This window comes from Sporomusa sp. GT1 (assembly GCF_014634905.1).
Classification (GTDB): Bacteria; Bacillota; Negativicutes; order Sporomusales; family Sporomusaceae; genus Sporomusa; species Sporomusa sphaeroides.
In genome coordinates, this window is the sequence record NZ_BMBX01000001.1 from 599,246 (window position 1) to 625,409 (window position 26,164).

22 protein-coding genes are annotated in these 26,164 nt (G+C 46.9%); 8 read left to right on the forward strand and 14 right to left on the reverse strand.

Going from position 1 to position 26,164, the window contains the following annotated elements; all coding sequences use genetic code 11:
- Positions 1–135: 135 nt before the first annotated feature.
- Genes pgaD through GT1_RS03080 form a run of 4 tightly spaced genes read right to left on the reverse strand, consistent with a single transcriptional unit; the run spans position 136 to position 6,319 of the window.
- A complete protein-coding gene (gene pgaD / locus GT1_RS03065) occupies positions 136–852 on the reverse strand; it encodes a poly-beta-1,6-N-acetyl-D-glucosamine biosynthesis protein PgaD (protein WP_188397273.1) in 717 nt (238 codons plus the stop codon).
- A 28-nt stretch (positions 853–880) separates the two neighbouring features.
- Positions 881–2,125 carry a poly-beta-1,6-N-acetyl-D-glucosamine synthase gene (gene pgaC, locus GT1_RS03070; protein WP_188397275.1) on the reverse strand — a complete coding sequence of 415 codons (1,245 nt, stop codon included), beginning with the start codon at positions 2,123–2,125 and terminating at the stop codon, positions 881–883.
- 24 nt (positions 2,126–2,149) lie between these two features.
- The gene (gene pgaB, locus GT1_RS03075) at positions 2,150–3,991 is read right to left on the reverse strand and encodes a poly-beta-1,6-N-acetyl-D-glucosamine N-deacetylase PgaB (RefSeq protein WP_188397277.1); all 1,842 of its coding nucleotides are present in this window, start codon (positions 3,989–3,991) and stop codon (positions 2,150–2,152) included.
- Positions 3,992–4,009: 18 nt separating this feature from the next.
- Positions 4,010–6,319: a tetratricopeptide repeat protein gene (locus GT1_RS03080; protein ID WP_188397279.1), complete on the reverse strand. Its 2,310-nt coding sequence runs from the start codon at positions 6,317–6,319 to the stop codon at positions 4,010–4,012.
- 202 nt (positions 6,320–6,521) lie between these two features.
- Here GT1_RS03080 and GT1_RS03085 point away from each other — a divergent pair, with 202 nt between their 5' ends.
- Together GT1_RS03085 and GT1_RS03090 are read left to right on the forward strand one after the other, a co-directional pair.
- Positions 6,522–6,926 (forward strand): hypothetical protein, encoded by a 405-nt coding sequence (locus tag GT1_RS03085; RefSeq protein WP_188397281.1) that lies wholly within the window; start codon positions 6,522–6,524, stop codon positions 6,924–6,926.
- Positions 6,927–7,604: 678 nt separating this feature from the next.
- On the forward strand, positions 7,605–8,039 hold the full coding sequence (locus GT1_RS03090; RefSeq protein ID WP_188397283.1) for a helix-turn-helix domain-containing protein: 435 nt from the start codon (positions 7,605–7,607) through the stop codon (positions 8,037–8,039).
- 178 nt (positions 8,040–8,217) lie between these two features.
- On the opposite strand, the gene GT1_RS03095 is transcribed toward GT1_RS03090, so the two are convergent.
- From GT1_RS03095 to citX, 3 genes are all read right to left on the reverse strand, one after another.
- Positions 8,218–9,840, reverse strand: coding sequence for an ABC-F family ATP-binding cassette domain-containing protein (locus tag GT1_RS03095; protein WP_188397285.1), 1,623 nt, complete (start codon positions 9,838–9,840; stop codon positions 8,218–8,220).
- A 114-nt stretch (positions 9,841–9,954) separates the two neighbouring features.
- The gene (gene zupT, locus GT1_RS03100) at positions 9,955–10,755 is read right to left on the reverse strand and encodes a zinc transporter ZupT (RefSeq protein WP_188397287.1); all 801 of its coding nucleotides are present in this window, start codon (positions 10,753–10,755) and stop codon (positions 9,955–9,957) included.
- Complete coding sequence (gene citX / locus GT1_RS03105; protein WP_188397289.1) at positions 10,752–12,158, reverse strand: citrate lyase holo-[acyl-carrier protein] synthase; 1,407 nt, start codon at positions 12,156–12,158, stop codon at positions 10,752–10,754. The genes zupT and citX overlap by 4 nt, the downstream gene beginning before the upstream one ends.
- Positions 12,159–12,306: 148 nt before the next feature.
- Between citX and GT1_RS03110 the strand changes: the two genes are divergently transcribed.
- Entirely contained in the window at positions 12,307–13,362 is a 1,056-nt protein-coding gene (locus GT1_RS03110; RefSeq protein WP_188397291.1) for an AbrB family transcriptional regulator, read from the forward strand.
- Here GT1_RS03110 and GT1_RS03115 read toward each other — a convergent pair.
- Positions 13,359–13,574 (reverse strand): hypothetical protein, encoded by a 216-nt coding sequence (locus GT1_RS03115; protein ID WP_188397293.1) that lies wholly within the window; start codon positions 13,572–13,574, stop codon positions 13,359–13,361. The genes GT1_RS03110 and GT1_RS03115 overlap by 4 nt on opposite strands.
- 161 nt (positions 13,575–13,735) lie before the next feature.
- Between GT1_RS03115 and GT1_RS03120 the strand changes: the two genes are divergently transcribed.
- From GT1_RS03120 to GT1_RS03140, 5 genes are all read left to right on the forward strand, one after another.
- Positions 13,736–14,014, forward strand: a complete 279-nt coding sequence (locus GT1_RS03120) for a hypothetical protein (protein WP_188397294.1) — start codon at positions 13,736–13,738, stop codon at positions 14,012–14,014.
- 8 nt (positions 14,015–14,022) lie between these two features.
- Positions 14,023–14,478 carry a hypothetical protein gene (locus tag GT1_RS03125; protein ID WP_188397296.1) on the forward strand — a complete coding sequence of 152 codons (456 nt, stop codon included), beginning with the start codon at positions 14,023–14,025 and terminating at the stop codon, positions 14,476–14,478.
- 216 nt (positions 14,479–14,694) lie between these two features.
- Entirely contained in the window at positions 14,695–15,312 is a 618-nt protein-coding gene (locus tag GT1_RS03130) for a TetR family transcriptional regulator (RefSeq protein ID WP_188397298.1), read from the forward strand.
- A 32-nt stretch (positions 15,313–15,344) separates the two neighbouring features.
- The gene (locus tag GT1_RS03135; RefSeq protein ID WP_223226017.1) at positions 15,345–16,478 is read left to right on the forward strand and encodes an efflux RND transporter periplasmic adaptor subunit; all 1,134 of its coding nucleotides are present in this window, start codon (positions 15,345–15,347) and stop codon (positions 16,476–16,478) included.
- 12 nt (positions 16,479–16,490) lie between these two features.
- Positions 16,491–19,625 (forward strand): efflux RND transporter permease subunit, encoded by a 3,135-nt coding sequence (locus GT1_RS03140; protein WP_188397307.1) that lies wholly within the window; start codon positions 16,491–16,493, stop codon positions 19,623–19,625.
- A gap of 67 nt (positions 19,626–19,692) precedes the next feature.
- On the opposite strand, the gene GT1_RS03145 is transcribed toward GT1_RS03140, so the two are convergent.
- The 6 genes from GT1_RS03145 to GT1_RS03170 form a co-directional block, all read right to left on the reverse strand.
- Entirely contained in the window at positions 19,693–20,733 is a 1,041-nt protein-coding gene (locus GT1_RS03145; protein ID WP_223226018.1) for a glycosyltransferase family 9 protein, read from the reverse strand.
- A 51-nt stretch (positions 20,734–20,784) separates the two neighbouring features.
- Positions 20,785–22,971: a DNA topoisomerase III gene (locus GT1_RS03150; RefSeq protein WP_188397308.1), complete on the reverse strand. Its 2,187-nt coding sequence runs from the start codon at positions 22,969–22,971 to the stop codon at positions 20,785–20,787.
- A 94-nt stretch (positions 22,972–23,065) separates the two neighbouring features.
- Positions 23,066–24,055 (reverse strand): EamA family transporter RarD, encoded by a 990-nt coding sequence (gene rarD, locus GT1_RS03155; RefSeq protein ID WP_223226019.1) that lies wholly within the window; start codon positions 24,053–24,055, stop codon positions 23,066–23,068.
- 14 nt (positions 24,056–24,069) lie between these two features.
- On the reverse strand, positions 24,070–24,729 hold the full coding sequence (locus GT1_RS03160; protein WP_223226020.1) for a YitT family protein: 660 nt from the start codon (positions 24,727–24,729) through the stop codon (positions 24,070–24,072).
- A 155-nt stretch (positions 24,730–24,884) separates the two neighbouring features.
- The gene (locus GT1_RS03165) at positions 24,885–25,415 is read right to left on the reverse strand and encodes a 2-oxoacid:acceptor oxidoreductase family protein (RefSeq protein ID WP_188397310.1); all 531 of its coding nucleotides are present in this window, start codon (positions 25,413–25,415) and stop codon (positions 24,885–24,887) included.
- Positions 25,412–26,164: a thiamine pyrophosphate-dependent enzyme gene (locus GT1_RS03170; RefSeq protein ID WP_188397312.1), complete on the reverse strand. Its 753-nt coding sequence runs from the start codon at positions 26,162–26,164 to the stop codon at positions 25,412–25,414. The genes GT1_RS03165 and GT1_RS03170 overlap by 4 nt, the downstream gene beginning before the upstream one ends.

The window sequence follows — 26,164 nt, forward strand, 5'->3', positions numbered from 1 at the left end:
ATTCTCCCAGGCGAAAGATGTACTATCTTATATAAGTAGTATACATCAGAACCTGAGTTTTTATTAATTGTAAAACAACAAGGCTTACGCGCATCTTTGACCATAACGTAAGCCTTGTTGTTTTGAAAAAATCACCTAGATTTCGACCAGTTTTTTTACCACTTCCATATTCAACCCGTTATCTAGCGGACTGATTCTTGCAACCTTCACATCCTGGGCAGTAAACACCATTTGTTCCTGAATAGCATAATAGCTGGCAATAATATTGGACGGTATGGGCGGACGCGGTTTACGGCGCTCCAAACGCCCATACCTCCGGTAATTCCAGTTAGCCCAAGCCAGCATGACCAAAAACATCGCTAACGCAAAGACAAAAACCAGAAACAACATATTTTCTGTGCCTTCAATAATGTCCGGTGAAAAAAGCTTGGCGTACAAGGAGCGTCCACCTAAGATCCAAACAACCGCAGAAAGGAATGTTTGAAAAAAGTATAAAAAAACAACCCAGATCGAAGCCGAAGCCAATACCTCTAAGCCACGGATAATCGGCTTCTGCAAAATCGGTTGATTAATTACCAGTTGGGTTTCCAACGCAGCAGCTTCTTCAGTTTCTCGAGCTTTAGTTAAGAAAATCATTTGTATAATGTTATAAAAAAGCAACCCGGTAATAATTACAATTGCACTTATTATAACAAAGAATACTGCTATATTTTTGATTAACAACTGTTCAGGAGTCTGAATGTACCCAAAGACATAGCCAAGATACAGCACAATGACCACTAATAGAAGACCTGCAATAATAGCCATAAGCTTGCTGCCTAAAATCCGGTACAAAATTCCACTGGTATTCAAAAGCTCCCTCCTTTCGCATGAATGCACATTATAATTTGGTGAAGATCCCCCTGTCAGGACTGGTCCAGACAGCTGGCTGTCCCATTTTTCGGAATAATGCCCGTGGTGCTGCATATACGGTAGCAAAAGCCGTCAATAGCCAATAGGCGAAGGGATACCAAATAACCCAAAACAAATAACCCGGAATAGATTTCTCATATTTTTGGTCAATAGTTAAACCGATGAGAAACTGCAGCAGACATATAAAAGCAAGCATCGAGCCTTTCCATTCCGGAAAAATACGCACCTCCGGCAAGCCGGTTGGATAAGTTAAGTTAACAAGCCCGACAATCCCCAGTAAAACAAAAACATATGACCAGATGATGGATAACACATACTCTAGATATACCGGCCATAAACGGCGTTGTTTCCAGCTTTTCCAGATATCACGGTGCCGGTGGATAACTTCTACACCGCCTTGTGCCCATCTGACTCTCTGCCGCCACAAGCCGCTGACCGTCTCTGGCACTAAAATCCAACACAATGCATTCGGTTCATAGCGGATATCCCAGAACCGTTTTTCCAGTTTCCACGTAATATTAATATCATCAGTAATCATGTCGGCATCCCATAAACCGGCGTCAAAAATAGCTTGCTTACGGAAAGCAACAATTACGCCAGACACAGTCAACACCTTGCCTAAAATCCGCTGGGTGCGTTTAATCATCCCGATGATCGAGGAGTATTCACCCACCTGAATTTTTGCCAACAGGGATGTGCGGTTTCTCACCCGGGGATTACCGGTAACTGCCCCCACGCGGGGACCATTAAAATGACTGACCATCCAGTGCATCGCCCAGGGGTCAAGATACGCATCCGCATCAATGCAAAGCAGGATATCCCCTCTGCTGGCCAACGTCCCATAACGCAGCGCCGAAGGTTTACCTACATTTTCATTTAGCAATAATACCCGTACTCGTTCCTCGTTAGCTTCAATTTCTTGGACAATAGCTGCTGTAGAATCTGTACTTGCATCATCAAGAACGATAATTTCAAAATTAGGATATTGAGAACTAAGTACAGCTTCGATCGTACTGCGGATAGCGTCTTCTTCATTGCGGGCAGGAATCAACACCGATACCAGCGGATATTCTTTTAATTCTGGTACCTGTTTTTCTCCTCGCTCCCGTCGCAAATAAAAATACGATGCGCCAATCATCCAGACAATACTCATTGCCAATGGGTAATAGAAAACATAGTTCTCTACTAACTCAAGCCAGCTATATGTTTCCATCCTGTTTCACCCCCTGGTCTTAAATTATTCTGAAAAAACGTTCTCCGGATAGTATGCAATATGAATGGCGCCTTTTTTCTTCAGCGCTTTTGTAAATCGATTTATTTCATCTGCGCTTAGCCAGCGGTTTTTATTCCAATCATAAGTTTGCAATTTAAACACGGTTTTTTGCGCATTCTGCGGATTCCTTAATGCCGCTGTTGCTAACTCTTCCAGCCAGCCAACCGGATCCTCATATTCTTTTTCTAAATAGGGATAAGCCATAATCACCGTATAATCATAGGTCTCCAGGTATTGATCGTAATTTTGACCCAGCCATTCTTCTGCTTCGGGTTCAGTAATAAGGATAGGGTAAATATTGCGGGCACTACCAAGATTATTCCGGTATTCTTTCGCTGCAGCCTGTAGTTTTACCGTCAGACCGGTAAGCGCATTAGTTTTCATTTTTATCCAGCGGTCATTTAATTCCGGGTTAGCTTTCAGTAATTCGGGAGTAAGCTCCAAACCTGTCTCAGTTTTAAATACTTGCTTGGCTGCGGGTGAGAAATCCTCAAAATCATTTAGGTATACATCATCCTGAAATAGTATGCCATTGATATCACTGTATTTCACAAGATCAGTAACCATCGCTGCCAGGCGATCACTCACTTCCGGGCTAAAGGGAGTTGCCCGGCGATACCAGCCCAGATTTTTTGCTTCATAGGCCACAACCGCTGCTTCCGGGTTCTCATCGATAATCCATTGCGCCGCCAGTGTCGGCAGCCATGCATAAATTGTAAAACGGCCTTCTGCCCGCAAGCGTGCAACCGCATGGCTAAAAAGATCGCCCCTAACTGGAGCTGCCGTGGTATAAAAATATACACTTTCAATATTGCCTGATCCACTCTCATCACTGAAGGCTTGCAGGTAAACGGTATTCGTACCGGAAACCAAGAGGCGGTCAATGGCCAAATTTAAATTTTCTTCCGTTTGTTCTGCACTATCCGGATCATAAATTATGTCTAGATCCAGTTGCGCGGCTTTGACCGGCGCCTTACCGGCTGTGTTAACTAATTGAGCAAACCTTTTCTTGGACGGATTATTTGTTATGATGATACGATTGGCTTCTTCCAGCGCCTGTTTTCCGGGACGGTTAACCCCATCATTCAAGGCAAAGCAGGCTTCGAAGCCTGCCGCGAAAGCTTCCTCAATCGTTAATTGGGTGTAGGCCCCAAAAGGCCAAACTAGCGCTTTGGCTGTATGTCCCAATTCTCTTGCCAACACTGTTTGCGTTGCCGCAAAATCACTTACTACCCGTTGCCGGTAGTCGGCAACCGATTCGTATTTCCCCTCTTTATATTGCAGATTACCTAACAGCGGTCCCCGATCTCCTTGGGGAGTAGTGATAGTAAAACGATGTGCCGCATGAGAATGAGACGCAATAGTAATCAACCCGGAAGATTCCATCTCCCGAATTTGCTGCCATGTCAGCAACGGTCCCAGTTCGGCAGGCGCGTAATCCAGCCATGATGTTACAATGGCCATCATCCCCGGATAATTATATTCTTTCAGTAAGGGAAATACTTTTGTATAAAAGGACTGATACCCGTCATCAAAGGTTAGCATCACCGGCTTAGCCGGCAGCTTCTCCTCCCCCTTTGCTGCAGCAATATATTCTTCCAGCGAAATAGGCGTATAGCCATTTTCCTTCAAGTAATCCAAATGGCTTCTCAGGGCAGCAGGCGTTACAGTATAAATATTATTGCCGGGCTTTTCGGCAACATCATGATAGCATAAAATAAGAACATCGTTTGCCGCAGCCGGTAAACTAACGGAAAATAATACTCCCAGCAGGCATAACAGCGATATCCACACTTTTCTGTTCATCCAAAATAAACCTCCTAACTACCACGTGAAATAGTAACTAATATCAAATTGCCGATCAGCAAATTGGAGTTTTCCTCCTGTATTTGTTGAGTAACCGGTGCGTAAGCCGTAGCCGGCACCAATCACTACTGCTTGACTGCGTGAGAAAGTACAACCATACTCCAAACGGACAGCAGGATTAAAATCAATAGGCTCCGGCCGGTCGCGTCCCCAGCCCAAATCCAGCGAGGTTTCCCAATAGTGCTTAGGGTAATGCCAACGCTGGCGCAAGCCTGCGCCATAACTTTCCCGTGTCTCCGGACTTTCATAAACAGGTTCAACACCATTGATCTCCTGCTTTTTATAATTGTCCCTGCCAAAATAACTAAACCAGCTCTGCGTTTTTTTCGCATTATTAATCATGATATGTTCCCATTCCAGACTAAACCCGCTGCGGCGATTGCTGTCACTGTAATTGGCGGTAGTTGCCGTAACGCTAGCTATATCCCGGGTACCTATTTGACGGTTAAATCCCAGCTGGTATTCTGTCATCATAATCCGGTTTTCCAATGCTTGTACATCGGCTACCGGCACACGATTGGCGGCAAAATCCAACCAGCTATGTTCACCAAAATAGTAATTGCCGACAAAACGATAACCGTTAAGTGTCCCATGATTGCGGCTTTGATCCAACCACAGCTGCGCCGTGTGTTTCATATCCACATATCGTCCACCGACAGAAAAAGTTTTCAGGGTATCTGCGCCATCATTATCAAAAATCCGGCTGGCAGCCACTCCGGCCAATGCAAAGAAACGATCACCAAGCCGTTGTTCGCTAATGATTTGACCGGTGCGAACCTCATTGCCTTTATAATCGCTACTGCTGGAAAAAGAAGAATATATATCGCCCTGCAGACGCCGGTCAAACCGGCCAACCGCCTGAGCCAGAACCGTGTTGGTGCTATATTCACCATTTAGTTCCTTAAGCGCGCTTCTGGCAACACGATAGTCACCAACGGTAACCGCTGAATTAACAATACCGCCAGCCGCTACAGGCTGCGCATTCGGCAGCACCGCCAAGGCTTCATATTGCTCGCAGGCTTCCCGTATCAGTCCATTATTATAAAGCGCAACCGCAAAACGCTGGCGAACTATTGTATGCTCAGGATAACTATTGATGATTGCATGATACAAATTTTTTCCTGCCTCATGTCGCCCCATTTCAAAGAAACTATTAGCATCATAGGCAACATTCAGGGCTTGCTCAATGCCGGTATTAATAATTTCAGTATATAATTCCATTCCGGTTTTCTTATTTTTCCCTGACAATAAATACGAATAGGCCAAGCTATGTTTGTCACTTAATAGTGGTTCTTCATCATCCCAGATGCTGCGATAAACACCAATGGCTTGTTGGGGCAGGTTATACCGCAAATAAGAGTCGGCTAACGCCCGCCGCCCATATACAGGGATACTGCGATAATCTGGCCATAGACGCTCTGCTTCCGTAATCGCCGTTTTATAATCGCCGTTTAAGAACAACGCCAAAATATAATCACACTGCATCTGAATGGTTGCCGAACCATCCTGAATCGTCGGACGCAGGAGTATCACTGCATGATGATACTCCTCATTTCTGATACATTGTGCCGCCATTCCCCCCCGCAGTGACAACATTGATTGCACCGGATACTTTTCTTTGCTCCCATTAATCAGCGCCAGGGCTTTATCAATAACCGCAACCGCGCCAATCGCATCACCGCGCAAAAACAGCAGCCTGGCTTTGCCGCTATAGACCTCCAGATTGTCAGGCTGTTCTGTCAGCAAGGTCTCATAAACTATATCGGCTTCCTCACTTTTACCCATATAAGCCAGACTTTCTGCTTCCCAGAGCCTGACCTTCTGATTTCCGTCTTGGACTAATCGGTGGTATAACTGCCATGCCTCATTATAGCGCTCAAGTTTAAAATAAGCGCCGGCCACATTGACGCTTACATAATCGGGAACAGCTTGCGGCATATGCAGTAATTGGTTTTCATAAATCCGAACGGCAGTTGCATAATCCCCAGCCCAACAAGCAACAACAGCATAATCAAACCACATGGTTTTCTGTACGCCGGCATACTCGGACAAAGTTTCAAATATAGCCAGTGCCGGTTCATACTGTCCATCCCGCGCCAATGCCACCGCATAATCCTGCGCCGCCTGCCAGTTTCCCCGCTGTTCTTCATAATTTTGCCTCATCAACGCCAGTGAAGGTTGCATTCCCGCCACAGCAGGTGCAGCCTGCGTAGTGTTGCTGAGACAAAGACTCAACACAGCCCCTAACAAAGCTGCCTTAACTTGCATCTTACCAAACTCCCTTATATGATAAATTATTGTCCTTCTAATATATTCTTAGTATCGTCATCGTCACTCTATAGCGACCCCACCTTTCAGAGGGTTTGCCTACTATAGTTTCATAACACTGTTAATGGGCTTTCTCTTTGCACCTTAACTTTGTTATAATAAAAATAGAATAAACTAAAATGCATAACTGGAGGATAGAACAATGGTTTGTCAAAAATGCAATGCCACTATTCCGGCTGGTGAGGAAGTCAAGCACCGGGGACAGACGCTGTGTGAAGACTGTTATGTGGAAGCGCTGGAACCGCCGCGCAGTTGTGATGTAGCTGCCGTATACAGTGCTAAGTCGGCACGCAAGGCAGCAGGCCAGGAAGGCACCGACGGCCTGACCGACCTGCAAAAAGCTCTCTATAATTATGTCCAAGCCGAAGGCCCGGTTACGCATGACCAGGTTATGCAGAAACTGAGCATATCCCGGCTGCAGCTTGAAAAAAATTTTGCTGTCCTGCGTCATTGTGAACTGCTGCGTGCTTTTCGGGAAAACGGCCAGGTGTTTATAACTGTCTGGACCGCAGGCGGCCCTGGCGAAATGCAGCTAACTGACCACTAACCTAGACCTGCCTGCTGTTTCGCGTAAAAAACTGTTTTCACTAAGGTGTGCGCGGTCGTTATGCATGAAAAATTAACATATCATTAAACAACAATAATTATTATATAATAATATATGCCAATTATGTCAATTAGACTGCTGATATAAATTCATGGGCCGACATTTATACAGACTGATCAATTGACCGAAAAACAGAACAAAACAAGCTGCATTTCCCTTCGGGGTATGCCGCCTGTTTTGAGCCTGCTTCACAACTTGCATGCAGTGTTCCTAGAAGCTGCTATGGGCTCATAAGTAAGAGAAATTCCATGAAGCGGCCCTGGTTCTTCTACAAGGGCTTTCGGTCTGTGTGACCTTTTGTTGGTGTGACCATCTGCCTGCCAGCATTACCGGGGACTAGCCCTGTCACTCTGCGGTTATCAGATTTTTTCCGGCTGATTCGGTGAAGAACGAGTCCCAATCTATGCACACCGGTATTTTTATGGTAAACTAATTTATTTTCCCATAGCAAAGGTTACTATTTGATGGCAACCATGCTTTTTTTCTATTTTGGTTTCCATCCATTTCCCTCCCATCTCGCCACGTTGGTCTAGAACGTGGTATTTTTTGGGAATAATGATTGTGCATGTTTATTGTACAAGTTTATTGTAGTTTAATATCAAATTAAAGTCAAGGGGAGTGTTCTTTATTTTTAAATTAAACGTAGAAGAAGTGGCTTTGCGTTTAAAACAAGCACGCGATGATAAAAAGCTAACTACTGCTGAAGTCGCAAAGAACACTGGCCTGTCCAGCGGAAATATAAGTAGCTGGGAAAACGGAAAATTTCTTCCTAGCGCTACTGCTCTATATTTATTATCAAATCAATATGGCATTACGGTTGATTGGATATTAAAGGGGGATATCACTGCACCAATGCCAGCGCAAAAAGTCGAGGCCATAATTGACCCCGACTTAAAAATGATGATAGATGTCCTGCAAAATCTTATGCTGAGCGGCGATCCAGACCTGCGCGGCTGGGCAAAGGTACAGTTTAAACGCGCTTTTGGTGAGCAGGCCGCTGCCGTAGAGGAAAAAAACAACACGACTACCGCTTCTGACGATACAACAAATTGACGAGAAACAGCTGCCCGCATTAGTTCCTTAGTCGCATATAAAACGGTTCCCCAATAGTGAACAGTATCATATGGCCGTAGCTCATAGGTCAGATATGTTAATCTTAATTTTTACTGACAAAAATACCAAAGGAGCCGTGCTGAAACTCTTACGTTTCAGCACGGCCCCTTTTCTTTACCTATGATTTTCCGTATAATGCTGCCAACTGCTTCTTTACATCGGCATTAGCCAAATATTCGTCATAAGACATTTGGCGGTCTACTATACCATTGGGCGTAATCTCAATAATACGGTTAGCTATCGTTTGAATAAACTGATGGTCATGAGACACAAACAAAACAGTGCCGTCATAATTGATTAAGCCGTTATTCAATGAGGTAATCGACTCTAAATCCAGGTGATTGGTTGGCTCATCCAACAAGAGGACATTGGCGCCGCTCAGCATCATTCTCGCCAGCATACACCTTACCTTCTCTCCACCTGACAAAACATTGGCTTCTTTCAGGCTTTCCTCACCGGAAAAGAGCATGCGTCCCAAAAAGCCTCTAATAAAGGATTCTTCCTGATCACGGGAAAACTGTCTTAACCAGTCTACGAGGTTTAACTCCACACCGTCAAAATACTGGGAGTTATCCTTAGGCAGGTAAGCCTGACTGGTAGTTACACCCCATTTAAAGGAACCGCTATCAGGCTCAAGCTCTTCCATGAGAAGCTTGAACAGGATGGTTTTTGCCATTCCTTCCGGACCGACAAAAGCAATTTTATCCCCTTTATTGACAGTGAAGCTAATATCATTCAAGCTTTGTTCTTCGTCCAGCTTTTTGCTGAGATTTTCTACTGTCAGCAGCTGCGCCCCGGCTTCCCGGTCAGGCTTGAACGCTATGTACGGATATTTGCGGGAGGAGGGTTTAATATCATCCAGTGTAATTTTTTCCAGCAGCTTTTTCCGGGAAGTGGCCTGTTTGGACTTAGACGCATTGGCACTAAAGCGCTGGATAAAGTTCTGCAAATCCTTAATCTTGTCTTCTTTGCGTTTATTGGCTTCTTTAGCCAACTGCAACGCCAACTGACTTGATTCCAGCCAAAAATCATAGTTGCCCACATAGAGCTGGATATTCTGAAAATCGATATCGGCAATATGGGTACATACCTGATTTAAAAAATGCCTGTCATGTGACACGACAATAACGGTGTTCGGGAAATCGGCCAGGAAATCTTCCAGCCAGCTGATGGATTCGATATCCAAATGGTTGGTCGGTTCGTCCAGGAGCAGAATATCAGGATTGCCAAACAGAGCTTGAGCTAAAAGTACCCTTACTTTTTCATTGCCGCTGATATCTCCCATTTTAAGCTGATGCAGCTCTTCCTTAATCCCCAAGCCGTTCAGTAATTTCGCAGCCTCAGTCTCGGCATCCCAGCCGTCGAGTTCCGCAAACTCACACTCCAGTTCGGACACTCTAATCCCGTCTGCATCGGAAAAATCCGGCTTAGCATACAGTGCATCTTTTTCTTCCATAATGGCATATAAGCGGGAATGGCCCATAATGACGGTTTTTAATACTTCAAATTCATCAAATTCATAGTGATTTTGCTTAAGTACTGCCAACCGCTCGCCGGGGGTGATAGCCACTTCACCGGCAGACGGCTCGATTTCACCTGACAGCACTTTCAAGAGAGTTGATTTGCCGGTTCCGTTCGCGCCAATGAGACCATAGCAATTGCCTGGCGTAAATTTTATATTGACATCTTTGAACAGAATGCGTTTGCCAAATTGTAATGTTAAGTTGCTTGTACTAATCATTGCTTTACCTTATCTTTCTTAATAATCACTTGAAGAATAATTGTAACATATTCTTGAAAAAAAATAAAGCCGGCCATGACGGCGAGCTTTTCTTAATCTATCAGAATAGGTAACTCAAAACAATAACAGACTAACGGCCATAACCAGCATCCCCAGTACCAGACCGAACATTTCACTGTGTCCAGTACCTGATTCGCGGGCCATTGGCAGTAATTCATCCAGTGATATATATACCATAATACCGGCAACCGCGGCAAAGGTAACTCCCAGAACCATTTCATTTAAGAAGGTTTTTAAGACAATATAGCCCAGTAAGCCTCCCACAGGTTCTGCCAGCCCGGATAACAGCGAATAGCCAAATGCCTGCAGGGTATTGCCTGTGGCATAATAGATCGGCAAAGCCACCGACATACCTTCCGGGATATTGTGAATGGCAATAGCGGCCGCCAAAGATACCCCTAAAGCCGGATCATCCAGAGTGCCGATGAAGGTAGCCAAGCCTTCAGGGAAATTGTGCAGCGCAATGGCAAAAGCGGTAAACAACCCCATCCGTTTTAGCTTTTCCGCCGAAAGCTTCTGGGTTTCCTGCGCCGCATTAACATCGACCTCATGGTAGCTCATGTGCTCCGGCACCAGTTTATCCAGCAGTATGGATAGCAAAATGCCGCCGAAGAAGCTGGCAATGGTTATCCACTTGCCCATAGGATCGCCCATATGAGCAATCAGTGAACCCTCGGCTTGGCGCAAGAGTTCAACAAAAGAAACATAAATCATGATCCCGGCCGAAAAGCCCAGCCCGACAGACAGCAGCCTGGTATTATTCCGTTTTACAAGAAAAGCCAGTAAGCCGCCCACACCGGTTGCCAAACCGGCTATCGAAGTTAATATAAATGCTAAAACCACATTGTCGCTCATATCGTCCCCGCCATTCCTGCATTACTAGTTTCAACCAAGTAGAGAAAGTACGTAGCGGCCAATAAATCGGCAACCCCGCCTGGACTAATATTTCGGGCAATAAATAGTTCATCCAGTTCTGCAATTTTCGCCCTGCCTGTACCGGCAAGCATACCCCCATGCCTCATTATCCATTTAGCCCGGTTTTTCACATCAAGCAAAACTTCCATGCTATGACGGTTTAAAATCGTAGTATCTTCGACCACCGTCATTAAACTCACCAGCGTATGTACCAAGGCGTCATTCAAAGACAGCCCTGCGGCTAGCGCCTGCTTTAATACCGGCAGACCATGCTCCCGAATACTGGGGATTCCGCTCTCCACTTCGCCGCGGATACCGGTTACTCCATATTGCAGGTACAGCTTTTCGCCGGCAGTCAGCCTGACCGTCTCTCTCGCCGGCAGCACCGCCAGCTCTCTGCTCACAATGCCTTGCGCCATAGCGGCGGCTGTATCAAGAATTTGTTCCCCGGTAACGGTTGCTGACTGTTTCAAGGTATATGCAGCGGCAGCCGTCAGTATCCCCAGCAGGAACAGCAGCCCTTTTTGGGTGTTAACACCGCTTGTGGCCTTCATCATCCGGGCTTCACCGTCTTTGCCGATATATCGCAGCACCGGCAATAACTCTGCCGGCAAACCATCGTGCCGGTATCCGGCGGCGGCACAGCGGAACATACTGCCGGCCAGCGCACTGCTGCTCATCAAAAAGGAAAAGAAATCCATATCGTTGTGCGCACCGGCATTATCCCGGTCTACCAACCCCGGCGCCGGTGTGCAGGCCGCTTCCATCAGCATGGCTTCAACAGCCCATGCACCTATATCCCAAACAGCTTGTGGCCAGGGGTCGGTGGCTGTCGCCGCAAAAGCTGCCAACCTTGCCTGAACATTAGCTTTAATTTCCTCAAGCGTATGTTTGTTGGAACGGCGGCACATTACTGCAGGCTCACCGCACAGAAAACAGGTACGTTCCCGCTGGCCCAAGGTACTGCGGGAAATTTGCCTGCCGTCTGCACTAAATACATCAATATCAAACAGCCGGGCATGAAAACCGGCTTCTTCAATAGCAATACAGGAGCGTTTAAGTTCGTCCGGACTACCGTCCGCGACCAATACCGCTGCCGGGCCTGTCGGCCAATACATAAACCGTTCTTCCACAATATCAATGCTGCTGCTCCCGGCAATAATCCTGAATCTATTGACCGCAGTCTGCAGCAATTGCCGTACCACCGGACTATCTTTGACAGACCCGGGAATATTAGCAGTAAAACTGACTACCGGTAATTGATAACTACAGCGCAGTTCAGCCTGAAGGGAAGCAAGCCGTTCTTTGGCTGCTAATACGTCTTCCAGCGTTATTTGTTTCAACTGCCCACCCCTCCCTATTTCTCCTCCAATTCTACCATATTTTTTTCGAAATATAAATTTTATCTATTTTTCACTTTGGGATTAAAGTGCTACTATATACAGGAGAGCTTACAGATGGTATATTCATTCCATGAATCAAGGTGAATACATGTATAAACAATTGTTATCCATTTTTCTCCTGGCTATAACCGGCGGCTTGTTATTTAACCTGCTGCATTTGCCTTTGCCCTGGACGTTAGGCCCGCTGGTTATAACCATTGTCTGGAAATCAGCTTTAAAGAAAACCGTTTATTGGCCGAAGAAATTACGCAACATGGGCATGGTTGTCCTGGGATATATGATGGGCAGCCCCTTTACCCCGGCAGTCGGCCACCAGGTGCTGCAGCAATTGCCGCACATGCTGCTAATGACAACAACACTGATTGTCCTTTGTTTAGCCACAGGCTATGTATCCGGACGGTATACCGATGTTGGCCTGGCCAACAGCCTGATTGGCAGCCTGCCTGGCGGCTTGTCCCAAATGTCGGTTATTTGTGAAGAAACCAAAGGGACTGATGTGTCCGTAGTTACCCTGATGCAGACAGTGCGGGTGATTACCGTCATCTTTGTCGTCCCCGTGCTGGCACTGCACGGCATTACCGGTCAAATGACTACAGCCGGCGCACGGTTGGTTACACCCATGGGCAGTGATGAACTGCCGGTACTGTTCTTTTTTCTGCTAACCATTCTTGGCTTAATAAAATTAGCCAAATGGATCAGACTAGCTAATGTATATGTCCTTGTACCTGTTTTGGGAACAGCGCTACTGGTATTGGCAGGCATACATGCGCCTGTTTTGCCTTCCCCGGTGATTGCTCTGGCACAGATTTTCGTTGGTATTCGCATGGGCAGTGATGTTGACTTCAACAGTCTGACCAACTGGAAAACCATTGCCGTGGTCAATCTGCTTACAGTGTTAACGGTAATCGGCCTGCTGTTAGGCATTTCCTACGCCTTCTCCCTGATATACCCGATGTCATTTGTGACGGCATTTATCAGCATGGCCCCGGGAGGTATGTCGGAGATGGGTTTGACAGCCCTGGCAGCCAACGCCGATCTAGCCACCGTTGTTGCCTACCAATTGTTCCGGTTGCTCTTTATTTTGCTGGCCGGTGTACCTGTTACCAAATGGTTGATACTAAAAACCCAGTTAATGCGGGGTTAATCCAGTTTGCGCTCTATATCCTTCAACCGGGCAAAAAACTTTTCCACTTTACCGATTTCTCCGGTTACCTCATATTCATAAAGCCAGCCGGCCGCCTCACTGCGGCTTTCCACAAACCGCACATCCACCAGGCATTCTTCGCCTACAATAACTGCACGCCGCGGCTCCAGGGGTGTAATAATACTTTCAGTTGTTTTTACAAATTTACGCAATATAGTAACCTCACTTATTTTTGCTTTTTATTATACAAGACAGGCTGTCAGCCGTCACTCTTTAACTATCTTTTCCTTGACTTTTTCTTGCTTTCATATTACATTGTTGGTGTCGAAACCTCAAAATGAGGTTAAACTATGACAAAGTGGTGATTGCATTCATGTCGGAAAGAATGAACTTACAGGATGTTCTGAGGGAATATGGCATTCCCCTGGCAACCCTCAATGTAACAGCATCGCATCAAGATTGTTTGGCTCTCCGCGAACGCCTGATGGCCATCCGCGACCTAAGTCATGGCAAAGAACAGGGCTATCTTGAAGTCGCCTGTACCTTTTATATTGATGTCCATGATATTGATCGCTACTTAGCAGGAGAGTTGCCTAATTTAGCAGAAATATACACTTTCCCTGAAGATGTAAAGACCCATAAGGAGGAGTAACATTACTAATGAAAAAATTATTATTGCTGACTTTTGTTTTCATGTTTGCTTTTAACGCCGTAAGTTTTGCCGCAATCGGTGGTTCCAGGAAAGCTCCGTCTTTCAAAGCGCCGCCAACCCAATCTTCCCCTGTCAAAAATAACAATTCCGGCGATTATAAGCCTTCAGCCCCGGCACAAAGCTATAATGAAAAAGCACCGGCAGCTGCAGCTAAACCCAATCCCCAGACCGCAGCTGCACAGCAAGCCACTACCGGTGGCGGCTTCCTTCGTACTGCCGGTCTCCTCGGCGGCGGCATGCTGTTAGGCAGTATGCTGGGCGGTATGTTCGGCTTTGGCGAATCAGGCATGTTTGCCAGTATAATGGGCATAGTATTCAATGTCATCTTGCTTGCCGCCGTATTTATGGCCGGACGGTATCTGTGGGATAAATTCAAAAACAGGGATAAACAAGCACGACGCTAAGTAAAAATTACCGGGCTGCAATGAATTGCAGCCCGGTTTTTATTTGTTTAACAGAAAATTCCCTGTTCTTCTATGGTTAAAAAAAAATATTTCCACATACTTTTTCAGCAACATTTTTAGTGGGATATGGTAGACACTAGGCGAATAATATACTATAATTAAATTCATGTTTTAAATTTTTATTTAAAATTCCAAACAGGCTATTGAAGAAAGAGGGTGAATACAGCGAAAGCACAAGTAAGCACTGAAAAGCCCACTGTTAATAAAATTATTGAAGCCGCAATTCCTTTGTTCGCGACCAAAGGATTGGCTGCCGTCTCGGTAAAAGAGTTGGCTGATGCCGCAGGAGTAAACATTGCACTGATTTCTTATTATTTCGGCGGAAAGGAGAACCTGTATGCTTTTGTACTGGAAAAACAGTTAGCCATACTTGAAAACATGATTGACAGCATCAGTAACGAAGATATTTCTCCGATTATGAAGATAAGACAGTTTGCTGCCCTGCTAATTGTGACTCATAAAGAAAATCCCTACATAGACCGTCTTTTTTTTGTTGAAATCTTCAATCCCACAAAATATTTCGACAGTACTGTGAAAATCGCCGCCCATCGCCTGCACGCCTTTTTACAGGACTGCATCAAGGATGCGATAAGCAAAGGTGAATTTCGGTCTGATATTAAACCGGACTTTGCTGCCATATCTCTGATGAAAATATTGCATCTGTCATTTTCCCCACAGCATGTTTGCGGCAATTTACTGCCAAACAAGGAAGACAATGCTGAACAATATGCAGCCCAGGCACTTGAAATCTACTTATATGGAGTAACAAACTAATTTCACATTTATCAATGAGAGGAGAAATAAGGGTGAACCGAAAAAGCATTATATGGCTGACTGTGCTGTTCTTGATGGTAACAGCAGGCTGCAGTAAGCAGCAAAGTGCCCGTCCAGCGCAGGAAGTTGTCGTCAAGGCCATGCAGGTTATTCAGCAGGATACACCTGTTACATACGAGTTTGTTGGTGAAATTATCGCCAAAGACGAAGTCCAGGTCAAATCAGAAGTCTCTGGCAATATCTCCCGTAAATTTGTCAACGGCGGCGATACCATTCGTGCCGGACAACCGCTGTTTGAAATTGACCGTCGCAAATATGCGGCGGCGGTAGCCGATGCCCAGGCGCAGGTGGCCCAGGCGCAGGCTTCGTTTAGCAATATCCAGCGCGATGTTACCCGCTATCAAAACCTGGCAAGTCAAGGGGGCATAGCGATTCAGATTCTGGATACGACTGTGTCGCAGGCCGAACAGGCAGAAGCTTTGGTAAAGGCGTATCAGGCCAAACTGGAACAAGCCCAGAATGATTTGTCAGACACCTTAATCGTATCACCGGTAGATGGCCGGATTGGCGTAAACGAGTTAAGTGTCGGCGGCTATGTTCAGGCCGGCAGTACTGTACTGGCAACTGTCTCAACAGTCAACCCCGTACAAGTGCGCTTCAGCATGAGTGAAAATGAATATTTGAAATTTGCCAAAATGGGCACTTCCCCGGATGCCTGGGGACAAAACCTTAAACTGATTCTCAGCGATGGCAGCGAGTATCCACTTCCCGGCCATCTGGAACAAATTGACCGGGGAATGGCCAATCAAACCGGTACTCTGGCCATGAAAGCCGCTTTCGATAATCCAAACCAATTGCTGGTCCCCGGCATGTTTGCCAGAATAATGGCCATTGGTGAAACCCGGCAGGGAGCATTGCTGATTCCCCAGCGGGCTGTTCAGGAAATGCTGGGGAAAACCTTTGTCACTGTTGCCGGCGCCAATAAGGAAGCAGTAACAAAGCCGATAAAATTAGGACCTAAAATTGGCAATCTGCAAGTTGTCGAAGAAGGGCTTACTCCCCAGGATATCGTTGTTATCGAAGGATTTGCGAAAACCCAGCCAGGTTCACCGCTTAACATCACCATGATCGGACTAAATGATCTGACTATTCCAGGCACGAAGTAAGGAGGCGGGTTCATGGCAAAGTTTTTTATTAATCGACCTATCTTTGCGATTGTTATCGCGATTCTCATTACCTTGACAGGCGGTGTTGCCGCCTTTTTCCTGCCAATTGCCCAATATCCGCAGATTACGCCGCCACAGGTCAGTGTCAGTACCGCCTATACCGGCGCTAATGCTGATGTCGTAGAGAAAACGGTAGCCCAGGTCATCGAACAACAGGCCAACGGCGTAGAAGGTGCAGTGTCGATGACCTCCACCAGTGCCGATACAGGCCGCTACTCCCTCAATCTCAAATTCGAATTAGGACAAAATCCTGATATGGTGACAATGTACACCCAAAACCGGGTAGCTCAGGCGAATTCCGGCTTACCTCAGGATGTGCAGCTTATGGGCGTAACAACCCGCAAGGTTTCGCCTGACACAGCTTTGTATTTTTCTCTTGTTTCCCCTCAGGGCAGCTATGACAGCGTGTTTCTCAAGACTTACGGCAGTATCAACATCATTGATGACATCCGCCGGGTTAAAGGTGTCGGTGATGTTGCCGAATATGGCACCGACTATAGTATGCGGGTTTGGCTCAAACCGGATAAATTGGCCCAGCTGGGAATTACGGCTACTGACATCGCTAATGCCATAAAAGAGCAGAATGTGCAGGCACCGGCCGGTACCATTGGCCAGCTCCCCTCAATACCGGAGCAGGAATTCCAATATACGGCCAGTGTTCAGGGCCGTCTGACCACCGAAGAAGATTTTAAGAAAGTTATCATTCGCATGCACTCGGACGGGTCGGCGATCTATTTAGGCGATATCGCCACCATTGAATTAAGTTCTAAGGATAATTCGTTTAAAAGTAATTTTGACGGCAAAGATGCTGTTGTGTTTGCAGTCCAGCTCACGACCGATGCCAACGCTCTGGAAACAATCAGCGGTGTACGGCAGGTCATTGACGATGCGGCCAAACGTTTCCCGCCAGATCTGGAATATCGCATCCTTAACGATAGCACCGAATATATTAAAGAGTCTCTGGAAAAGGTGTTCCATACCTTCCTGGAAGCCCTTGCGCTGGTATTGGTTATTGTTTACCTATTCCTGCAAAATTGGCGCGCCACCTTGATTCCAATGCTCGCAGTTCCCGTATCCCTGATCGGAACCTTTGGCGCCTTTGTGGTATTAGGATTTTCCATCAATACACTGACCCTGTTTGCCATGGTACTGGCCATCGGTCTGGTAGTTGATGACGCCATTGTCGTTGTGGAAGCCGTTGAGCACCATATGCGGCATTCCGGCCTAAATCCCAAGGAAGCGACAATCCGGGCGATGGAAGAGGTATCCGGTCCGGTTATCGCCATTGCTTTCGTGCTTGCGTCTGTTTTCATTCCTGTTGCCTTTTTCACAGGAACGACCGGCGTTCTGTATAAGCAATTTGCCTTAACCATTGCTGTTTCGATGGCCTTGTCGGCCATTGTAGCCCTGACACTGACACCGGCATTATGCGCCATGTTTTTAAAGCCATATACAGGTGAAGCTCGCACCGGCATGTTGGGCAGATTTTTTGATCGTTTCAACAAATGGTTTGAGCGGATAACCGAAAAATATTCCGATGGTGTCCGCCATTCAATTCGCCGGGCCAGTCTATGGGGTGTAGGACTAGCAGTAATCGTCATATTGTGTGTCGGTATGCTGCGGGTTATTCCGTCCACTTTTGTTCCTAATGAAGATCAGGGCTTCATGTTATCTGTCGTCAGCCTGCCGGAAGGGGCTAATATGAACCGCACCCGGGCAATTGCCAAGCAGGTCGGCGAAATCTACCGGTCACTGCCCGGCGTGAAAACCACCGGGGAAATAGCCGGTTTTGATATGCTGGCCGGTGGTCAAAAGCCGAACGGCGCGATGGTAATTGCCGGCCTGGAACCATGGGCAGACCGTCCAACACCTGATACACAGTTAAACGCCATTCTGGGGCAAGCCATGGCTAAGGTAAGCAATATACCTGAAGCTACCGTTTTCGCCTTTAACCCGCCTGCCCTGCCGGGAATCGGCAGCGTCGGGGGGTTAACCTTAATGATTCAGGACAGGGGCGGCGCGCCGCTGGACGAAATGAGCAATGTGTCCCAGCAATTTATCGCAGCCGCCAGGAAGCGTCCGGAATTGGCTATGGCGCAATCGAGTTTCAAGGCTGATACACCTTCCTACCGATATGATGTAAACCGCGAGAAGGCCAAAGCGCTGGGTGTACCTGTCCAGGATGTATTTATCGCCCTGCAAACCTTCCTTGGCGGTGTTCAGGTAAATGACTTCAACAGATTTGGCCGTACCTACAAGGTTATGCTCCAGGCAGAGCCGGAATTCCGCTCCGATGTGGACGCAACCCGTTTCTTCTATGTACGGAGCTCGGCCGGCACCATGGTACCGCTTAATACCTTGATTACACCGGTTGCCACCAGTGGTCAGACACTGATAAAACGTTATAATGGTTATCCGGCCATGCAAATTAATGCCACCACGGCTCCAGGCTACAGCTCCGGTCAGGCTATGCAGGCTCTGGAAGAAGTAGCAGCCGAGGTATTACCTCAAACCATCACCTACGAATGGGCGGATTTAAGCCGCGAAGAAAAGCTTTCCAGCGGGCAGACCCCTATTATCTTCGGCTTTGCGCTGCTGTTCGTCTTCCTGTGCCTGGCAGCTTTGTATGAAAGCTGGAGTGTCCCCTTTGCCGTACTGTTATCGGTTCCCACCGGCATTTTAGGCTCAGTCCTCTTCATCTATGCCCGGGGAATGGAAAATAGCGTTTACATGCAGATTGGTTTGGTTATGCTCATCGGTCTGGCGGCCAAAAACGCTATCCTGATTGTAGAATATGCCAAAGTCAGAGTTGACAATGGCATGGAACCGGTACAGGCAGCCATTGAAGCTTCCAAACTCAGGCTGCGGCCAATTTTGATGACCTCGTTTGCCTTCATTTTAGGCTGCATCCCGCTGGCATTATCAACAGGTGCCGGAGCTGCCGCCCGTTCGGCACTGGGAACAACCGTTGTCGGCGGCATGGTGGTAGCTACCGGTCTGGGCATCTTCCTGATCCCTGTATTATTTGTTGCTATTGAATACGGAGTTGCTAAATACAAGGCTTTTAAATTGAAACATAGCAGTTGATGCAGAGTTAGTAAAAATTTTTAAAAGAGAGAGCCATTGGCACGCAGCCAATGGCTCTCTCTTCTTGTTATTCTTTAGCTGACTTATGATTTTTCCCTACACGGTAAACCTGCTCGACAACGGCTGCCGGCTGCACGCTGCTTATACAATCCATACTTTTTAGCCGGCATTTTGTTTTATGACAAAATGAACAGGCCTGTTGATTATAGACAAACGCATTATTCTTGCCTGGCGGTACATAGGTTGCCGGATTGGTCGGCCCGAAAATGGCTACCGTTGGCGTGCCTAAGGCAGCCGCCATGTAGAGCGGCCCGGTATCGCCGGCAATAACGACAGCTGCGCACCCAAGAAGAGCCGCCATCTCTAAAAGACTGGTCTGCCCGATCGCATTGATTACCGGCACACCGGCCTTAGCCATTATTTCCCGTCCCAGATTGAGCTCGCTCTTGCCACCGCACAACAGTATTTTGAAATCTTTGGCAAGCCGCGCCGCCGTTGCCGCGAACCGTTCTGCCGGCCAGTTCTTAGTCGGCCAGGTGGTACCGGGAACCAATACGGCCAGCCTGTCTTCCAAGGAAACATTCTCTTGTTGCAAAAAATGTTGCGCAAATGCTTTGGCTTCCCCCGGCACCACCAGCAGCATTTCCCGGCAGGCGGGGCGAATGCCCAGGGCGGTTAAAACCCCCAAATACCGGTCGATAATATGCGTTCCTAACGGCGCTGCCTGCTCGGTCATAAACAGGGGGTTAAGTTCTCTGGCACACTTAAGGCCGATACGCCGGTCGGTTCTTACCTGCCTGGCTATCATCCCGGTGAGAAACAGTCCGTGAATATCAAGTACCGCATAAAAAGACTTCTCCGACAGCTGTTGCTGCAAATCCCGCCACATATCGTAAGCCTGGCTGAATTCATAGGCTTTGAGGTGTTTATCAAATCGTTCCCGCGGCCATACCATGATTTCATCAATATGCGGATTATCTTTGATAAGGTCGGCGCAAGTCTCACCGACAAGCCAGGTGATTCTACAGTCAGGCCAGGCGGCTTTCAGCGACCCGGCTACCGGTGTACAATGGATAACATCACCAATGGAACTTAATCTAATTATCAATATCTCCCTGGTCATAAAACTACCGCCTTCAGTCACTTCGGATTCATCCTGTTACTTTAGTGTAAGCTTGGCAAGCGCTTCGGCAAGCGCAGTATTAAAAGGCTGACTATCAGGCTGCTGGTTTAAATAGCGTGATACATCCTTTTTAGAAATTTTCGTGTCGTTTTCCTGTTTTCTACGCTCGGTAAAAGCTGCAAGTTTCTCGCGATAACCGCAGGCGCACACGAAAGTCCGTGCCTCGCCTTCTCCTTTGAGGTCAAGCTTTTTGTGGCATTTGGGGCAGCGGGCATTGGTTGTCTGGGCCACATTCTTGCGGTAACCGCATTCACGGTCCTGACAAACTAAGGCTTTCCCTCTTTTCCCATTAACCTCAAGCAAGTACTTGCCGCATTCCGGACAGCGGGTGCGGCTGAGATTATCGTGCTTAAACTGTTCCTTACTGTTTTTTATACCAATAATAATGGCTCTCGTATAGTCTTTGATCTCAGTAATAAAAGCCTGCTTGGGCAGCTGTCCTTTAGCAATGGCGCTTAATTTCTGCTCCCATGCAGCCGTTAAAGCCGGTGATTTCAGTTCTTCCGGAGCTAAATCCAACAGCTGCCTGCCTTTGGAGGTAACAAAAATATCTTTGCCCTTTTTCTCAATAACAAAACTACTAAATAGCTTTTCAATAATATCCGCCCTGGTGGCAACTGTGCCAAGCCCCCCTGTTTCACCAATAATTTGTTTAAGTGCCTGGCTCTCACCTGACATGTATTTTGCCGGATTTTCCATGGCCGATAACAAACTGGCTTCATTAAAGGGAGCCGGCGGTTTTGTCGCACCTTTAGTCAGCGAAACTGAGACTACCGGCAAAAGTTCGCCTTTAGTAAGACTGGGCAGCAATTGCTCGGCAATGCCGTCAGCCGAATCTTCCTCATCGGGGGTATTGTTATAGAGTTCTTTCCAGCCGGGTGCAAGCACAGTTTTGCCTTTGGCAATAAACAGTTCGCCGCCGATTTGCGCTTTAACCGTTGTCTGTTCGTATTCAAACGGCGGCAGCAGCACTACCAGAAAACGTTTGACAACTAAATCATAAATCTTCTTCTCCTTATCGGTTAAAGCAGCCAGCACCACCGGCTGCTCGGTCGGGATAATGGCATGATGGTCAGATACTTTGCTGTTATCAACAAAATGACTGCCGGCCTTGATGGACCCTTTCAGTATTTTGAGGATTTGCCGGGAATAAAGGCCGGTATCGCACGCTTTTACTCTGTCCTTCAGGGTGTCGACAATATCTGTTGAAAGATAACGCGAGTCGGTTCGCGGATAGGTCAGGGCTTTATGGGTTTCATACAATTTCTGCATAATTGACAGGGTTTCCTTAGCGGAAAATCCAAAAATCTTATTGGCATCCCGCTGCAGTTCAGTTAAATCATATAAGGCCGGCGCAAAGCTCTTCTTGTTAGTTTTATGTACATCAATGATTTCCGCTTTTTTCCCGGTGATGGCTTTACTAATCCTGTCACAAACCTCTTTGTCAAAGGTCTTGCTGTCTTTGGTCTTACTATCCTGCCAGGTTAATTTCAGGCGTTCGGCCGCTGCCGTAATTCCATAATACACCCGCGGCTGAAAATTCTTTATTTCCGCTTCTCTGGCGGCAATAATGGCCAGCGTGGGGGACTGAACCCGCCCGCAGGATAACTGGGCATTGTACTTGGTGGTTAAGGCCCGGGTGGCGTTAATACCTACCAGCCAATCGGCTTCGGCGCGGGCTACCGCAGAAGCGTACAGATTTTCATAGTTTTTCCCCGGCTTCAGGTTGTTGAAACCCTCAAGAATAGCTTTATCAGTAACAGATGAAATCCACAGTCTTTTTATCGGCTTATTGACATGCGCTTTCTCCAGGATCCAGCGGGCAACAAGTTCGCCTTCACGGCCGGCATCGGTGGCAATAACGATCTCACTGACATCCTTGCGCGTAAGCTGCTCTTTAACAGTGTTGTATTGTTTGCCTGTCTGCTTGATGATCACCAGCTTAAGCTCTTTGGGCAGCATTGGCAAGTCTTCCAGGCGCCATGCCTTATATTTGTCGTCATAGCCTTCCGGATCTGCCAGTGTCACCAGATGCCCAAGCGCCCAGGTAACGATGTATTTTGATCCCTCAAAATAACCATTGCCTTTGGTATTGCATTTCAACACCCTGGCTAAATCCCGGCCTACAGAAGGTTTCTCGGCTAATACTACAATTTTGCTCATAATAGACCTCACATAAATATAGTATGAATATTAGTATACCCCTTTTATAAGGCCACCTTCTGCCAATCAGAAAGCGGCCTCTGAATATGCTGTCTTACCTGTCGGGAAAACGCTCCAGTGGTTCAGGAGATAGATTTTCCTGACTGCCTTTAAATAAGCCAATAATCCGTTCTTCAGCTTTAATAAATAGCTTAGTCCTGGCTAACGAGAATATGCCGAGAGCCAGCCATATTAAACTAAAGGAAAGCAGATGGGTGCTTGTAAATGGTTCATGATACAGCAATACACCCAATGTTAAAGAAATGGTCGGCGACAGATATTGGATAAAGCCCAGTAAACTTAACGGCAAGCGGTTGGCACCGCTGGCAAATAGCAGCAAAGGTATGGCAGTAACCGCACCGGCCCCCATGAGTAAGGCCGCGGTAGCCGGCACCGCAAGGCTGAAAGCGGCTCCCCCCTGTCCGTGTGAATACAGCAAGTATACTATGGCAAATGGCGATACAATAAGCGTCTCCAGCGTGGTAGCCGTTACCGCCCCAATAGCGAGTATCTTCTTGCACATGCCATAAAAGCCAAAGGTAAAGGCTAACCACAAAGATATCCAGGGAATAGCGCCAAAATTGACCGTCATTGTCAGTACGCCGACAGCAGCCAGCATAAATGACACACTTTGCCACAAAGACAATTTTTCTTTCAAAACAAGGATACCCAGTAAGACACTGACAAGCGGGTTAATATAGTATCCGAGACTGGTTTCCACAATACGGCTGGCATTAACGGCCCATATATAAACCAGCCAGTTGATGCTGATTAACAGGGAAGCGATGCATAAGCCTGCAAATTTTTTGCGGTCACGGCAAATTTGTTTCGTCTCATCTACAAATTGACGCAGACTGCGGGTTGCCAGGATAATGGCAAACATAAAGAAAAAAGACCAAATAACACGATGTGCTAAAATCTCGTAAGCGGAAACATTCGGTAATTGCTTCCAGTAGATCGGCAGTATTCCCCATAAGCAATAGGCTCCAAGAGCCGATAATACTCCTTTCGCCCATTCATTTTGCTGACTTGTTTTTATCTGCAAGTGTATTCCCACCTTTATGAACGCTGTTCCAGTTTATTGCTACTGGCTGATTGTCTTCCCCGGAAAATCAGCGGATCATGATTAATATCCTGGGCCCGTTTTCTCATAATACTAAAAGCCCATTGAATGGATGGCCCCAGAGTAAACGCGATGATAATCGTGCCAACACCGACAGGCCCGCCAAGAAAATAGCCGATAGCTGTCACACTGGTCTCAAGAATGGTTCGTATCTTCCATACCGGCCAGCCGATTTTCCAGACAACGGCAACCATCAGACTATCGCGCGGTCCGGCGCCAAAAGCAGCCGATAAATAGAAGAAAGTGGCCCAGCCGATTAGCCAGATACCTATAAACAACATAGCCAGTTGCAACAGCCAATGGTTCACCATAGGAATCCAGCCAACAGCCATAATAAGGTCAATAAACAACCCGATAAAATACATATTGGCAAAACTGCCCCAGCCGGGCTTTACACCTAAAACCCAGCTAACGCCAATGACAAGGATTCCTGTCAGTTGGGACACTTGCCCCAGTGTGAGCGGCAAATAATTGGTTAAGCCCAGATGCAAAACATCCCAGGGCGCTGTTCCCAGATTACTTTGGACAGTAAGGACAATCCCCAGGGCAAACAAAAATAACCCCCAAAGCAAAGAGAGTATTCGCTTAATCATCATACTGTTCTCATTTCATTATCTGTTATAAGTATATCTTTTAATAATACCATATATGAGAAAATAAAGTAAGACTAAGCTTCAGGCAGAGTGTTAACTCCAGTTGAAGCTTAGTCCTTCTCATCCGGGGATTAACCCGCTCTTTTGTTCAGTTCTTTTTATTTTTGCAAGCCTTTGCGAATGGCAGCAACATTTAGTTCATACAGCTCCGGCTTTTTCTTGCCGATAACTTCGTCCATAGCCGTTTTAACACTGTCCAGATTAATCAAGGATAAAGCCGGCAGCAAAGCTCCCAGGCAAACCATATTAGCCAGGCTGGCATTACCAATCTCATTCGCCAGCTCGGTGGCCGGAACGGCAACAATTTTGATATCATCCCGTTTTTGCGCAGTATTGATAATTGAGCTGTTTACTATCAGTGTTCCGCCTGGCTTGATGCGTGCCAGAAATTTATCATAGGAAGGCTGGTTAAGCACAATACCGGCATCTGCCTGATTAATGACCGGAGAATGAATTTCTTCGTCAGAAACCAGTACCGAGCAGTTCGCTGTCCCGCCGCGCATCTCAGGGCCATAGGATGGAATCCAGCATACCTCGCGCCCACCCAGCATACCTGAATAGGCCAATACTTTGCCGATAAACATAACTCCCTGACCGCCGAAGCCGGCTAAAAGGATTTTGTCCATCATAGCGCCTTCACCTCCTCAGGTACTTTAAGCTCGCCCATTTCGTAAACAGGCAGCATCTTTTCCTGCAGCCACTTGAGGCTGTCGACAGGCGACAATCCCCAGTTGGTCGGGCAAGACGATAATATGCTGACAAAGGCAAAGCCTAATCCCAGTTGCTGTACCTGAAAAGCCCGCTTAAGCGCTTTTTTGGCCTGAATAATATTTTTAGGCGAATCTACCGAAACGGCGGCGACATAGACTGCGCCGCTCAAACTGGCAATGGTCTTGGGTAAATCAATAGGCGCACCGACCAGACTGTCATCACGGCCATAAGGGCTTGTTGTCGTTACCTGTCCCGTGATAGTGGTAGGGGCCATCTGGCCGCCGGTCATGCCAAATACAGCGTTATTAACCATGATGGAGGTAATCTTTTCCCCTCTGGCAGCCACATGAATCGCATGGGCAGTACCAATGGCGGCAATATCGCCGTCACCTTGATAGGTGAACACCAGTCTGTCAGGCAGTGCCCGTTTAATTCCGGTGCCTACCGCCTGAGCCCGGCCATGCGCTGCGCCAACAAAATCACAGCTGAAAAAATCCAGGGAAAAACCGGCACAGCCTACCGGTGCTACACCAATGGTTTTATCAATAATATCAAGTTCTTCCATAACTTCACCGATTAGGCGGTGAATAATTCCATGAGTACAGCCTGGACAATAGTGAAAGGGGATATCTGTCAAGCCTGCAGTTTTGCTAAATACTTTTTCCAT

What these genes read in the sequence shown, in the direction of transcription:
- pgaC (WP_188397275.1), bottom strand. Translation starts at nt 2,125, where the DNA reads ATGGAAACATATAGCTGGCTTGAGTTAGTAGAGAACTATGTTTTCTAT.
- pgaB (WP_188397277.1), bottom strand. Translation starts at nt 3,991, where the DNA reads ATGAACAGAAAAGTGTGGATATCGCTGTTATGCCTGCTGGGAGTATTA.
- GT1_RS03080 (WP_188397279.1), bottom strand. Translation starts at nt 6,319, where the DNA reads ATGCAAGTTAAGGCAGCTTTGTTAGGGGCTGTGTTGAGTCTTTGTCTC.
- GT1_RS03085 (WP_188397281.1), top strand. Translation starts at nt 6,522, where the DNA reads ATGGTTTGTCAAAAATGCAATGCCACTATTCCGGCTGGTGAGGAAGTC.
- GT1_RS03095 (WP_188397285.1), bottom strand. Translation starts at nt 9,840, where the DNA reads ATGATTAGTACAAGCAACTTAACATTACAATTTGGCAAACGCATTCTG.
- zupT (WP_188397287.1), bottom strand. Translation starts at nt 10,755, where the DNA reads ATGAGCGACAATGTGGTTTTAGCATTTATATTAACTTCGATAGCCGGT.
- GT1_RS03110 (WP_188397291.1), top strand. Translation starts at nt 12,307, where the DNA reads ATGTATAAACAATTGTTATCCATTTTTCTCCTGGCTATAACCGGCGGC.
- GT1_RS03120 (WP_188397294.1), top strand. Translation starts at nt 13,736, where the DNA reads ATGTCGGAAAGAATGAACTTACAGGATGTTCTGAGGGAATATGGCATT.
- GT1_RS03125 (WP_188397296.1), top strand. Translation starts at nt 14,023, where the DNA reads ATGAAAAAATTATTATTGCTGACTTTTGTTTTCATGTTTGCTTTTAAC.
- GT1_RS03140 (WP_188397307.1), top strand. Translation starts at nt 16,491, where the DNA reads ATGGCAAAGTTTTTTATTAATCGACCTATCTTTGCGATTGTTATCGCG.
- GT1_RS03150 (WP_188397308.1), bottom strand. Translation starts at nt 22,971, where the DNA reads ATGAGCAAAATTGTAGTATTAGCCGAGAAACCTTCTGTAGGCCGGGAT.
- GT1_RS03160 (WP_223226020.1), bottom strand. Translation starts at nt 24,729, where the DNA reads ATGATGATTAAGCGAATACTCTCTTTGCTTTGGGGGTTATTTTTGTTT.
- GT1_RS03165 (WP_188397310.1), bottom strand. Translation starts at nt 25,415, where the DNA reads ATGATGGACAAAATCCTTTTAGCCGGCTTCGGCGGTCAGGGAGTTATG.
- GT1_RS03170 (WP_188397312.1), bottom strand. Translation starts at nt 26,164, where the DNA reads ATGGAAAAAGTATTTAGCAAAACTGCAGGCTTGACAGATATCCCCTTT.